Here is a 12,889-nt window from a genome sequence, read left to right on the forward strand (position 1 = left end):
GATTGGAGTAAATATAAATGGCTATTACACGAAGAAGTTTTCTTAAAGGTGTAGCAACCACAAGTGCAGCGTCAGTTATCGGTCCAAGCTTATTGGCTTCAGCATCTGCGAACGCAGCTGAGACTACAGGTACTTGGAAAGTAACAGGTTCACACTGGGGCGCGTTCCGCGCCCACATCTACGCGGGTAAAGTTCAAGAGATCAAACCGCTAGAACTAGACAAGAACCCAACAGAAATGTTGAACGGCATCAAGGGCATCATCTACAGCCCATCACGTGTTCGTTACCCAATGGTTCGTCTAGATTGGCTGAAGAAGCACAAATACAGCGCGGAAACGCGTGGTAACAACCGTTTCATCCGTGTTACTTGGGATGAAGCATTAGACTTGTTCTACCGTGAGCTAGAGCGTGTTCAGAAAGAATACGGTCCATGGGCTCTACACGCAGGTCAAACTGGTTGGAACCAAACTGGTGCGTTCAACAACTGTACAGCGCACATGCAACGTGCGGTAGGTATGCACGGTAACTTCATCACTAAAGTAGGTGACTACTCGACTGGTGCGGGCCAAACCATCATGCCTTACGTACTAGGTTCAACAGAAGTTTACGCACAAGGTACGTCTTGGTCTGAAATCCTAGAGAACTCAGACAACATCATTCTTTGGGCAAACGACCCAGTGAAAAACCTACAAGTAGGTTGGAACTGTGAGACTCACGAGTCATTTAAGTACCTAGCGCAACTGAAAGAAAAAGTAGCGAAAGGCGAGATCAATGTTCTTTCTGTAGACCCTGTTAAGAACAAGACTCAACGTTACCTAGAGAACGATCACCTATACATTAACCCGCTAACAGACGTAGCATTCATGCTTGCTGTCGCGCACGTACTGTACAACGAAGACCTATACGACAAGAAGTTCATTGAAACTTACTGTCTAGGTTTCGAAGACTTCATCAAGTACGTACAAGGTGAGACGAAAGATAAAGTTGTTAAGACTCCAGAGTGGGCTGCGCCTATCTGTGGCGTGAAAGCGGACAAGATTCGTGAATTCGCGCGCATGCTAGTGAACGGCCGTACACAGATCCTTATGGGTTGGTGTATCCAGCGTCAAGAGCACGGTGAGCAGCCATACTGGGCAGCAGCAGTAGTTGCAGCGATGGTTGGTCAAATCGGCCTACCTGGCGGTGGTATCTCTTACGGTCACCACTACTCAAGTATCGGTGTACCTTCAACTGGTTTCGCGGGCCCTGGTGGTTTCCCTCGTAACCTAGATACAGGTATGAAACCGAAGTGGGACAACAACGACTTTAACGGTTACAGCCGCACTATCCCAGTTGCACGTTGGATCGACTGTCTTCTAGAGCCAGGTAAAGAGATCAACTACAACGGTGGTAAAGTTAAGCTTCCAGACTTCAAGATGATGGTGATCTCGGGTAACAACCCATGGCACCACCACCAAGATCGTAACCGCATGAAGCAAGCGTTCCAGAAGCTTCAAACGGTTGTGACTATTGAATTTGCTTGGACGGCGACTTGTCGTTTCTCAGACATCGTTCTACCTGCATGTACGCAGTGGGAACGTAACGACATTGACGTATACGGTTCATACTCGAACAAAGGTCTTATCGCGATGCATCGCCTAGTGGACCCATTGTTCCAATCTAAGCCAGACTTCCAAATCATGAGTGAACTGACTCAACGCTTTGGTCGTCGCGACGAGTACACTCGTGGCATGAGCGAGATGGAGTGGATCCGCAGTCTTTACAACGATTGTAAGAAAGCGAACGATGGTAAGTTTGAAATGCCAGAATTTGATGAATTCTGGGAACAAAGCGTACTAGACTTCGGTGAAGGTAAGCCTTGGGTTCGTCATGCGGACTTCCGTAAAGATCCAGAAATCAACCCACTGGGTACGCCTTCTGGCTTTATCGAGATCACTTCTCGTAAGATCGGTCGTTACGGTTACGAACACTGTCAAGAACACCCAATGTGGTTCGAGAAATCAGAACGTTCACACGGTGGCCCTGGCTCTGACAAACACCCGTACTGGCTACAATCTTGCCACCCGGACAAGCGTCTGCACTCTCAGATGTGTGAATCTGAAGATTTCCGTGCTACTTACGCTGTTCAAGGTCGCGAGCCTGTATACATCAACCCAGCTGATGCGAAAGCAAAAGGCATTAAAGACGGTGACTTGGTACGCGTATTTAACGACCGTGGTCAACTTCTTGCTGGTGCGGTTCTAACAGACAGCTACCCACGTGGTGTTGTGCGTATCGAAGAAGGTGCGTGGTACGGTCCTCTAAACGAGAAAGTAGGTGCAATCTGTACTTACGGTGACCCTAACACACTAACTCAAGATATCGGTTCTTCTGAGCTAGCACAGGCGACTTCTGCGAACACATGTATCGTAGACTTCGAGAAATTCACTGGTAAAGTTCCACCAGTGACTTCATTCGGTGGTCCAATCGAAGTTGCTTAATAACAGCACTAAGCTTTAAACGAAATACCAGCCTTCGGGCTGGTATTTTTTTAACCAAAATTTCAGTGAGCACTCTCTCAATACCAAATCTAAGTATCTGCACGACCGCAAGATTCGTGATGCTGATAACGAATTGGGTAGGAGAAGCGGAGGATAATGAGCCAAACTAAACAATAATAATCAAGTGAGTAGATTTTCTATGGCTCAAACCATTCAATTGGCCAATCACACCGAACTAACGGTGCATGATAATGATCTTCTGTTTGAAGTGATGGGCAACCAAGTTCATTTTTCGTTTGCAGGGATTCACAACAAAACCTTCACCGATCGTGAAGTCCTGTTCGAAATGCCTTTCCTCTACGAACAAGGCGCAACAGTGTTAGGCGACGGTTTCCAAATGCTAGCGCAGACCAGCGGCACCATTTCTCAACCTGTCGACGTTGGTCGTTGCCCCGACAACAATAACTCTTACCGCATTTACCCTGAGAATTCCCCTAAGCGTTACTACAACTATCTAGCTGTTGAAGACGCTGCAGGTTATACCTTGTTCGGTTTTACCTCTTGTCATCGCTTTGCAGGGTATTTTGAAGTGCAGCAGCATGGTGAGCATTGGGTACTTTCTGCTTCTATCGACGGAGAGCAGACCCAAGTGGCTGATTGGGAGCACAACAAGCTAGAATCTGTTGCGGTACTTCGTGGTAATTCTCTCTCTGAGTTATACAAACAGTACAGTGAGATGCTTGCCGAGCATCACCCAATCCGTAACGGTGTCACACAAGATGCGCCAATTGGCTGGTGTTCTTGGTACGCATACTATGCGGATGTGACAGAAAATAACGTGTTGGAAAACGTCGAATGCATGCAAGACAACCTAGCCGAGCTTGAATGGGTGCTGCTCGATGACGGTTACCAAGCATTTATGGGGGATTGGCTAACGCCTTCAGATAAGTTTTCTGGCGGTGTGAAAGAACTGATTCACAACATTCGCGCTAAAGGCAAAAAACCAGCGATTTGGATGGCGCCATTCATTGCTCAACCAGAATCGGAGATCTTCCAAAAACATCCTGATTGGTTTGTGCGTCACGAAGATGGCAGCTTATTGAAAGCAGAAGATGTTACCTACGGCGGTTGGCGCTGTACACCATGGTATATCCTCGATACTTCAAACCCAGAAGTGCAAGATCACCTGACTCATGTGGTTTCTGTCATGCGCCAAGAGTGGGGCGTTGAGCTATTCAAATTAGACGCAAACTACTGGGGCACGTTAAAAGGTAAGCGAAGCCAATCGGGTGTCACCGGTGTAGAAGCCTACCGCATGGGTATGGAAGCGATCGCTAAAGGAGCAGGGGATGCATGGCTGTTAGGCTGTAACGCGCCAATGTGGCCTTCTTTGGGCTTAGTTGATGCAATGCGTGTCTCTGACGATGTAGAGCGCCATAGTCATCGCTTTGAACAAATTGCGAAAGAAACCTTCTTCCGTAGTTGGCAGCATCGTAAGTTATGGCAAATTGACCCTGATTGCGCGACGTTCACTTCACTACCTAACCAAGCAGCTTCGCGCGAAGATTACCAATTCCATCGTAACGCGCTGCTAGCGTGTGGCGGCCTACTGCTGTCTGGTGATCCTCTACCAGAAATCACCCCATTTGCGAGTAAGACACTAGCGAAATTGATGTTGCGTCAAAGGCGCAATCAGGAATCAGCCAAGTTTACCGCGCTAGGTTTGAACCATGCTTTCCTGCCACTAACATCTAAGAATGATCTGCACTGTTTGTTTAACTACGCGAACGATGATGCGACAGAGTTTACGCTTACCGCAGACCAGCCTACCGATTGGTACGACTACTGGACAGGAGAGAAGCTCAACCAAGAGCCATGTCAGTTGCTGTTGGTTAGCTTGGATAAAGGCCTCAATGCTAAAGCTATCGTGACAGCTTAGCCTTGTGTGCTTCCAAAAACAAAAGAGCCTCAATTGAGGCTCTTTTTGTATCCATTGCATCTGAACCTAAAGCTAGTATTCGAATAGGAAAAAGTAACCGTATCCGACAATCAAAGCTGGTATCGCAGAGTAGATAGTGGCGACAAGCGCAGCTTTAGGAGCCATTGCAATCGCAGGGAATAAGGCATCACCATCATTTGAAATGGCATTAGAAAGTTGTGCCGATAATGGCGCTGCGCCGGATATATAAAGACTCGTTACGAGAATTTGTGGACCACAGCCTGGCAATATACCAATAGCCAAACCAACGAGAGGCATCCAGATCCCCCAGTTTGAGAACGTCGCTCCCAAGTCTAAACCCGAGAAATAGGTTGTAAGTTCAAAGGCTAAGAAAGCCAAAATAACCCATGCGCTAACAAAGTTTGTGTCTTGCGCCGCTTTTTGAATTGGGTGTGAATCGATGATTTTGTCATCTTCAGATACTGTTGATTTGTAATCACCCAGTTCTTTGGTCATCGCCCACAAAAACATACTTACAACCGCAAATGTCGCACCTAACCATTCCATACTGTTTTCTTTGAGGCCAAGCAATTGGTTGGTATCCACTTGGAATGAGCCCAGAACGGCAATGATACTTGCAGGTATGAGCAGCCATTTCCAGAATGCTCCTTGAAGATTGATAGCACGTTGCTCAACTGTTGTGTGCGCATCACTATGGCTATTACAGCATTGAGCTTGTGGAACATCCTCTTTTTGCTTTGGGCGCAAGAAGTCATCAGCGTGGAATGCATTCACTACCCACCCAGATATTGCGCCTACGACAATACCTAAAGCAATAACACCAAACCCTGTTGCAGGCTCCGCTGCGAGTAATAAGAAGGCGGCATCACCCATGGTCGAGGTTAATACTGCAACGATAGCACCAAAGCCAACTCGGCCACTGATGAACTGAGTGGTGACAACGATAGCACCACCACAACCAGGCAAAGCTCCAAGGAGTGCTGCAAAGAAAACTTGATGGCTACGAGAGCTGTGGTAAAGCGCAGTGAGTCGATTTGTCTTCGACATGAAGTTCGAAAGGTAATGGTAGATAGCTAAGGTAGCTGCAACGTAACAAGAAACCGCCCAGAAAGAATCAGATAGGGTAGCGACGGTGACTTCTCTTGTGGTTTCACTAGCTAACAGTGCGAGCAATGCGATAGGCAGCAATAGCCTTTTATAGGCCAGACGAAATTGAGTTGGCTGCAGCAGCTGATGCGCCGAGTGGAAAATTTTTGTTGCGTTCATAGTAAGCTCAAATGCAAATAGGAATGATTCTCATTATATGAAGGTGAGAATTATTCGCAATAGGCGGTAACAACTTTTCTTCGTGTCAATTTCCCTCAAATCAGGTAAAGTATCGGCCTTTGTGAGCAAACCCGCTTCCAAGGTGTAATTCGTTATGCAATTCACCCTTTTAGGAAGCGCATCAAACTGACTTGAATAGGAAGAAACATGATTCTAGTTGTAGGTCATAAGAACCCAGACAGTGACAGCATCTGTAGTGCACTAGTTGCAACTGAACTTCTAAAGGCGCGTGGCGTTGAAGCAATGCCAATCCGCCAAGGCGAAATTAACCGTGAAACTCAGCACATCCTTGAAGTAGCTGGTGCAGAAGTTCCTGAACTTCGTACATCAGTAGCGGGTGAAACTGTTTGGCTAGTAGACTACTCAGATCTAGCGCAAGCACCAGACGATATTGCTGAAGCAGAAGTTGCAGGTATTGTTGACCACCACCGTCTAGGTGACGTGATGACAGTAAACCCAATGGAAGCATGGATCTGGCCTGTTGGTTGTACTAACACAGTACTGTTCAACATGTTCAAGATTGAAGGTCACGAGATCAAGCCTCAAATCGCTAAGCTAATGATGTCAGCGATTCTTTCTGACACAGTAGGTTTCGCTTCTCCAACTTGTACTCAAAAAGACAAAGATGCTGTAGCTGAGCTAGCGGCTATCGCAGATGTACAAGATGTTGACGCATTCACTAAAGATCTTCTAATCGCTAAAACAAACATCGAAGGTCTATCTGCAGCTGAACTTGTTGAAAAAGACCTTAAAGGTTACCCATTCAACGGTCGTGACGTAGTAGTAGGTCAGGTTGAACTTGCGACTCTAGAGCAAGTTGACGGCATGATCGAAGCACTAGAAGCGGATCTAGAAGCGCGTTGTGCAAACGACAACCTAGCATTTGCTGCTGTTATGCTAACAGACATCACTACTGCTCAAACTCGTCTTCTTTACAAAGGTGAGTGGGCTGAGAAGCTTGTTAAGCACGAGAAAGACGGCATGCTAATGATGGAAAACACTCTAAGCCGTAAGAAGCAAGGCTGGCCTTGGCTTCAAACTGAGCTTGTGTAATTTCATTATTACCAACGTATACTTTAAATGCCCGCCAATAGGTGGGCATTTTTCTATGGGAATAGGAGACAAACATGTCTGAAGCATTAACCCAAGAGCAAATGGACACCATCAATCGCTACAACGAAGAGCAGCGTTTGAAATACTGTGTGAAGGAAATCGTAGCAAACCGCAAAGTGTGGATTCTGAAAGACGAACACGGCTGCGTAATGCTAAATACAGAAGATGACGATTGTGTGCCAGTGTGGCCAAACGAAGAGTTCGCGCAGCAGTGGGCGACAGGTGACTGGGAAGAGTGTGAACCAGAAGCTATCTCTTTGAACAAATGGCACAGTCGTTGGACATCTGGCCTAGAGGACGATGAGTTGTCTGTTGTGGTTTTCCCAAACCAGAACGAAGAAGGCGTAGTTCTATTCCCTGACGAGTTTGATTTCGAGCTTCGCAAACAAGAGAGCCGTCGCTAGTCACTAAAAAGCGTGCTCTTAAATTCAGAGAATAAATAAGCCTGCGTTGATGCAGGCTTTATTGTTTTTAGAGGAGGTTTTTTTTGAGGAAGCGAATACTAGAGACTTACTACTCGATCAGTTTTTAGTGGTTTGGCGCTTTGTAGAAGTGACTCTCTACCAGTCGTTGAGTAATCGCATGCTCTGGGTTGGTTAAAACTTGGTTTGTCTCACCAAATTCGACCACTTCGCCTTCATGCATCACCATCACTTTATCGGTAATGTGTTTCACAATGCCGATATGTTGAGACACGTAAACAAACGACAATCCCATCTCTTCTTGTAGCTCCAAGAACAGGTTAATGATCTGAGAGCGCATTGCCATGTCGAGACCGTTTAGTGCCTCATCAGCGACGATGATAGACGGTTGAAGAATCAAAGCACGAGCAAGACACACACGCTGCTTTTGACCCGCTGCCAGCATCTGTGGGTAGAAGTAAGCATGTTCCGGTAACAAACCTACGCGTAGCAACGTATCCTTCACACGCTTCATTCGTGCATCCGGCGGCATGTTGGTGTTTCGTTTTAGCGGGCCTTCCAAAATACGACCGATCTGAATTCGAGGATTCAAAGAGGTGTTTGGATCTTGGAAAATCATCCGAATCAGCTTACAGCGCGTCGAATAATCTTTGTGCTCTAGACGTTCACCATTCACGCGAATCTCGCCAGAGCTTGGCTCAACTACACCAGCAAGCATACGCGCTAGGGTTGATTTACCTGAACCGTTTTGACCGATAAAGCCAATGGTTTGGCCTGGTTCTAGAGTAAAGCTAACCGGTTTTACCGCTTCCTTGACTGTGCGTTTGAACAGACCTGAGCGCGTGACAAACTGTTTCGATAGGTTATCGACTTCAAGCAACGCACTCATGAATGTTTCTCCGTGTTCAATGGGAAGTGACAGCTAAATTTGTGATTCTTAATACGCTTCGTGTGTGGAATCTCCACACATTGTCTTTGTGCATAAGGACAACGCGGCCCTAAGCGACAACCAATTGGTAAGTGCTGCAAAGGAGGGATGGAACCCGGCAGCGATTGCAGTTTTTGCTTATGCGGGATCCAGTCATTAAAGTCTGGCATCGCTTTGAGCAGTGCTGCGGTATACGGGTGTTTTGGTGCCGCAATCAGTTTTTCTGTATCGGCGGATTCTACCGACTGGCCACAGTACATTACTGTAATACGATTCGCCCACTGAGTAATCGTGGTCAAGTCGTGCCCAATCAACACAATCGTGGTGTTGTTAAGCTGATTCATTCGGCTCAACAAACGCAAAATTTGTGACTGAGTAATAGGGTCAAGGTCGTTGGTTGGCTCGTCGGCAATCAAGATTTTCGGCTTGGTTGCAATCGCCATTGCGATCATGACTTTTTGACATTCACCGTCTGTTAGCTCGTACGGGTAGCTGCCCATCAAACGTTTGTGATCTTTGATACCGACTTTATGGAGTAGGGCAATCGCCTGCTTCTTACGCCACTTGAATCGCTCCCACCATTTGCCTTCAAAAGAGCGAGAAGGGATCGATTCGATCAACTGACGTCCTACTTCTTCAGAAGGATCCAAACAGGTTGAAGGCTCTTGGAAGATCATCGCGATGTCACGCGCAATCACTCTTCGGCGCTCTTTCGGCGTCAATTGAAGTAAGTCGATGTTACCAAGGCGCATTCGGTCAGCGGTGACTTTCCAGTTGTCTTTACAAACCCCAACAATCGCTTTGGCGACGAGACTTTTACCTGACCCAGATTCGCCCACTAGGCCGCGTATTTCCCCCTCGTTTAGGGTAATGCTCATGCGGTCTACGGCTTTCACTAAGCCCGATGGCGTTTCAATTTCAATGGTTAAATGTCGAATATCTAACAACGGCATTATTCGATCCCCGCATTGAGCGCTTGGCGTACACCTTCACCCACTAAGTTTAGAACAACAACAGTAAACATAATGGTGAGACCGGGTAGCGTCACCGTCCAAGGTGCGATGTAAATCAGTTCAACAGAGTCACCAAGAATTGCACCCCATTCCGTGCTTGGCGCCTGTGCACCAAGACCAAGGAAACCCAGTGCGGTGATATCAAGAATCGCAACAGAAAGTGCTAAGGTGATTTCTGCCGCGATGACTGTTAACACGTTCGGTAGAATCGAGTTCCAAAGCAAGTAGAAGTCGTTAGCACCGTCCAAACGGGCAGCCATGATGTAATCTTTCTCAACTTCGGTATGCACGGCAATATAAACCGAGCGAATAAAGCGCGGAATCAAAGCCAAACATATCGCCAATAGAATATTGAATTCCCCAAAGCCCAAGAAAGCCACAAAAATGATGGCAAGCAGCAGTGATGGAATTGACATGACGGTGTCGAGAAGGTGGTTCAGTGTGCTAGACAAAAGGCCTTTGGTCATACCCGCTAACACGCCAATAAAGCAACCGATAAGAGCTGCAATTGCTGTGATTGCAACCGCTGCACCAAACGTCAACTGAGAGCCCATGATAAGGCGTGAAAGAATGTCACGACCTAAGTCATCGGTTCCTAAAAAGTAATCAACAGTGCCTGCCGGTGCCCATGATGGCGGAACCAGTAATTCGCCCGATTGCGCTTGCGGATCGTAGGGTGCTAGCAGTGGAGCAAAGATGGTAATCAGTACAATGAAAGCCAAACACCACAAGCCGAACATTGCCAAGCTGTTCGCACGGTAGCTGCGCCAGAAACGTTCGAACTGGGTTGGAATGCGTTCTTCCTGATAAACGTTATTTGTTAGCATACCATTCCTTTCTCACCAGAGGGTTAATCATGGCACCAATCAGATCCGAAAGGATGTTGGCAGTTAAAACAAGGGTTGCTAGAACCATTACACCCGCTTGAATCGAAGCATAATCTTGATTCGAAAGAGCGTCTAACAACCAGCGACCAATGCCAGGCCAGTTGAAGATGGATTCAGTGATGATCGCGAGAGTAATCATGCTCGAAAGTTGAACCCCAACCTTTGGAATGATGGGTGGAATCGCATTACGAAGTACGTGTTGAGTCACGATCTCGCGGTTCGACAAACCTTTGATTCGCGCAGCACGGATGTAGTTTTGGCTCATCACTTCTGCAACCGATGCTCGCATCAAGCCAATGACCTGGGTGGTTGGCGTTAATGCCAATACCAAACATGGCAAAATCATATGCTCAATAACGCTTTGCAGTGCATGCGCTCGGTATTCACCTTTTGCCATGAAAGCATCAATGATGGCGAATCCTGTTACGTGGTCGATTTCATAAAGTAAGTCATAGCGTCCCGCAACTGGGAACACATGATACTGAAGCGAAAACACCATAATCAGCATGAGAGCAACCCAGAAGATAGGCGCAGAGTAACCTGACATCGACACAAACGAGATACTGGTATCAAGCCATTTACCTTGTTTCATGCCTGCAATGGTACCAAGTGGAATACCGATAAGTAGCGACACTACGAATGCAAAGAAACACAGCTCTAACGTCGCAGGGAAAACGACAGCGAGTTCTTCGTAAATAGGATTGCCATTTTTACTGATGCCGAAGTTAAGCTGAGACAACTCGACTAAATAACTTTGCCAACCCGACCAAAATTCAACGTTTGCCCAGTGGGAAGTGGGATCCAAACGCAGGAGTGAAAAGCCCACTAACGTGAGAATCATCAAAGTGATGACAAACAGATTAAGACGTCTTACGGCGTACCAAAACATTAATGAATTCTCTCAACTCTATCAAAAGGTTGTGCATTGAAAGGGCTCGACTTAAAGCCTTTCAGCGATTTATCGTGAACACGGAATTGAACACCATGAGCTAGCGGAATCACCGGGAACTCTTCGTTCAATATGTTTTGCGCTTGGCGGTACAAGTTCAAACGGTAACGTTGTTGCTCTGTTTCTAACGCAAGATCCAACAAGAAGTCGAAGTCGTCGTTACACCACATTGAAACGTTCAAACCAACGCGCTCAGATTCACAAGAGAGCAGTGGACGGAAGAAGTTATCCGGATCGCCTGTATCACCAATCCAGCCCGTTAGCAGTAAATCGACATCATTGATGGTTTCTAACTGAGTGCGCTCAAAACGGTCATCGGTCAGAAGTCGTAAATCAACGCCAATATCCGCAAAGTTAGCTTGAATCAGTTCAGCGGTTTTGCGTGGGCTTGGATTGAATGCGCGTGGCTCTAAAGGTACCCACATAGTTAACTGAAGCCCTTTTTCATAACCCGCTTCTCGCAATAGGGCTAGGGCGTAGTTACGGTCATAACGGATTTTTACGCTGTCTTTTTGGTAAGCCCAAGAATTAGGAGGAAGTAGGGTATAGGCTTGAGTGCCTGTTCCGTAGTAAACCGAATCAAGAATGTTCTGACGATTGATCGCGAGATTCAGTGCTTGTCGAACACGAGGATCGCGAAGAGCAGGGTGACCAGTGTTAATCGCAATAAAAGAAACGTTGTTCGCAGGTGTTGCGGTTAACTCAAGGTTTTCCGTTTCTTGAATGATTGGGATCTGGCTAGAAATCGGTGACGCCAAAACATCACATTCATTTCTCAAAAGCTTAGCCAGCGTACCAGTACCGCGGTGAGAAATGTCGAATACCACTTGTTCCATCTTCGCCGGTGACTTCCAGTATTTTGGATGACGTTCCAAGCGAATCAAATCGTTTACTTGATACTCTTTTAGTTGGTAAGGACCAGTACCAATCGGCAACATATCGATTTGTGCTTTTTCATCCTTCTCTGCCAATTGCTGCCCGTATTCGGCAGATAGCAAAACAGCATGGCTAGTGGCGATATTTGCCAAAAAAGCAAAGTTAGGCTGAGAAAGTACGAACTTAACCGTGTGGTCATCCAGAGCAATCACATCTTTAACGAGGTTTTGGAAATCCAAACCTGCAAACCATGGATAAAAACCACCACCGACGTCGTGAAACGGATGGTCTACATCAATGATTCGCTTAAAGCTGAATACCACATCTTGGGCGTTAAACGGACGAGTTGGTGTGAACCAAGCGGTTTTTTGAAACGCGACGTCTTGTTTTAAGCTAAACGTGTATTCCGTACCTTCGTCGTTGACCGACCAACTTTCCGCAAGGTTTGCGACAGGTTGGTGAGATTTAGGATCGAGGGTGAGCAGCGTGTCGTACAGCTGAGGACTTAATGCTTCGGCTGTGATGCCGCTGTCAATGAGCTGAGGGTTAAACGTGGTTGGCTTACCTTGCCCACAAAACACAAAGCCATTCTCTCGAATATCATTGTGATCGATTTCGTCACCACATGCGGTGAGTAAGCTAATACCAATAAGGCTCAGCGATAGTCTTATAAAAGCTTTCATAATATGAAATGGTCATTGGACTTTGCTTGTTCCTTCTGCTATTTGCATCAGGGATGACAAGCGAAAATGATCCCGCTAATTTATCACCTTTGCCAACTCGCTCCAAACATAAAATCGTTGCGTAGCGAGGTGTTAGATCAAATTACCGTATCATTTCTGGTTGGCGACCTTATTTGCCTCTCAAATTGCTCACTATGTGTGTGATTTGCCACTGGTTAGGAAACGGCTTGTTTTCCTTAGTATAGTGAGACA

Annotated in this window: 10 protein-coding genes; 4 read left to right on the forward strand and 6 right to left on the reverse strand. The window is 46.5% G+C overall.

All coding sequences use genetic code 11. The annotated features are described in order from the left end of the window. Positions 1–17 precede the first annotated feature (17 nt). Positions 18–2,480, forward strand: a complete 2,463-nt coding sequence (torA, locus tag KIT90_RS03770; protein ID WP_041055255.1) for a trimethylamine-N-oxide reductase TorA — start codon at positions 18–20, stop codon at positions 2,478–2,480. 199 nt (positions 2,481–2,679) lie between these two features. After that, positions 2,680–4,419, forward strand: a complete 1,740-nt coding sequence (locus tag KIT90_RS03775; protein WP_041055258.1) for a glycoside hydrolase family 36 protein — start codon at positions 2,680–2,682, stop codon at positions 4,417–4,419. 72 nt (positions 4,420–4,491) lie between these two features. Here KIT90_RS03775 and KIT90_RS03780 read toward each other — a convergent pair whose 3' ends face one another. Beyond that, positions 4,492–5,706: a putative manganese transporter gene (locus tag KIT90_RS03780; protein ID WP_041055260.1), complete on the reverse strand. Its 1,215-nt coding sequence runs from the start codon at positions 5,704–5,706 to the stop codon at positions 4,492–4,494. Between the two features lie 207 nt (positions 5,707–5,913). On the opposite strand from KIT90_RS03780, the gene KIT90_RS03785 reads away from it, so the two are divergent. After that, a complete protein-coding gene (locus KIT90_RS03785) occupies positions 5,914–6,819 on the forward strand; it encodes a manganese-dependent inorganic pyrophosphatase (RefSeq protein WP_005437259.1) in 906 nt (301 codons plus the stop codon). 74 nt (positions 6,820–6,893) lie between these two features. Further along, positions 6,894–7,283 carry a DUF2750 domain-containing protein gene (locus KIT90_RS03790; RefSeq protein WP_005437260.1) on the forward strand — a complete coding sequence of 130 codons (390 nt, stop codon included), beginning with the start codon at positions 6,894–6,896 and terminating at the stop codon, positions 7,281–7,283. Positions 7,284–7,407: 124 nt separating this feature from the next. Here the strand turns inward: KIT90_RS03790 and KIT90_RS03795 are convergent, their stop codons facing one another. From KIT90_RS03795 to sapA, 5 genes are read right to left on the reverse strand one after another with little or no spacing between them, the layout of a single operon-like run. Further along, on the reverse strand, positions 7,408–8,190 hold the full coding sequence (locus tag KIT90_RS03795) for an ATP-binding cassette domain-containing protein (protein ID WP_005437261.1): 783 nt from the start codon (positions 8,188–8,190) through the stop codon (positions 7,408–7,410). After that, on the reverse strand, positions 8,187–9,182 hold the full coding sequence (locus KIT90_RS03800; RefSeq protein ID WP_039842531.1) for an oligopeptide/dipeptide ABC transporter ATP-binding protein: 996 nt from the start codon (positions 9,180–9,182) through the stop codon (positions 8,187–8,189). Before KIT90_RS03800 ends, KIT90_RS03795 begins: the two co-directional genes overlap by 4 nt. Then, the gene (locus tag KIT90_RS03805) at positions 9,182–10,069 is read right to left on the reverse strand and encodes an ABC transporter permease subunit (RefSeq protein ID WP_285375395.1); all 888 of its coding nucleotides are present in this window, start codon (positions 10,067–10,069) and stop codon (positions 9,182–9,184) included. Before KIT90_RS03805 ends, KIT90_RS03800 begins: the two co-directional genes overlap by 1 nt. Continuing rightward, positions 10,056–11,018 carry an ABC transporter permease subunit gene (locus tag KIT90_RS03810; protein WP_005437264.1) on the reverse strand — a complete coding sequence of 321 codons (963 nt, stop codon included), beginning with the start codon at positions 11,016–11,018 and terminating at the stop codon, positions 10,056–10,058. Before KIT90_RS03810 ends, KIT90_RS03805 begins: the two co-directional genes overlap by 14 nt. Further along, on the reverse strand, positions 11,018–12,637 hold the full coding sequence (sapA, locus tag KIT90_RS03815) for an ABC transporter substrate-binding protein SapA (RefSeq protein ID WP_039842532.1): 1,620 nt from the start codon (positions 12,635–12,637) through the stop codon (positions 11,018–11,020). The genes KIT90_RS03810 and sapA overlap by 1 nt, the downstream gene beginning before the upstream one ends. Positions 12,638–12,889 lie beyond the last annotated feature (252 nt).

This window comes from Vibrio sp. B172a (assembly GCF_030248355.1).
GTDB classification, from domain to species: Bacteria; Pseudomonadota; Gammaproteobacteria; order Enterobacterales; family Vibrionaceae; genus Vibrio; species Vibrio owensii.

Excerpts from the sequence above, each read along its gene's own strand:
- torA (WP_041055255.1), top strand. The coding sequence starts at position 18 with ATGGCTATTACACGAAGAAGTTTTCTTAAAGGTGTAGCAACCACAAGT.
- KIT90_RS03775 (WP_041055258.1), top strand. The coding sequence starts at position 2,680 with ATGGCTCAAACCATTCAATTGGCCAATCACACCGAACTAACGGTGCAT.
- KIT90_RS03780 (WP_041055260.1), bottom strand. The coding sequence starts at position 5,706 with ATGAACGCAACAAAAATTTTCCACTCGGCGCATCAGCTGCTGCAGCCA.
- KIT90_RS03785 (WP_005437259.1), top strand. The coding sequence starts at position 5,914 with ATGATTCTAGTTGTAGGTCATAAGAACCCAGACAGTGACAGCATCTGT.
- KIT90_RS03790 (WP_005437260.1), top strand. The coding sequence starts at position 6,894 with ATGTCTGAAGCATTAACCCAAGAGCAAATGGACACCATCAATCGCTAC.
- KIT90_RS03795 (WP_005437261.1), bottom strand. The coding sequence starts at position 8,190 with ATGAGTGCGTTGCTTGAAGTCGATAACCTATCGAAACAGTTTGTCACG.
- KIT90_RS03800 (WP_039842531.1), bottom strand. The coding sequence starts at position 9,182 with ATGCCGTTGTTAGATATTCGACATTTAACCATTGAAATTGAAACGCCA.
- KIT90_RS03805 (WP_285375395.1), bottom strand. The coding sequence starts at position 10,069 with ATGCTAACAAATAACGTTTATCAGGAAGAACGCATTCCAACCCAGTTC.
- KIT90_RS03810 (WP_005437264.1), bottom strand. The coding sequence starts at position 11,018 with ATGTTTTGGTACGCCGTAAGACGTCTTAATCTGTTTGTCATCACTTTG.
- sapA (WP_039842532.1), bottom strand. The coding sequence starts at position 12,637 with ATGAAAGCTTTTATAAGACTATCGCTGAGCCTTATTGGTATTAGCTTA.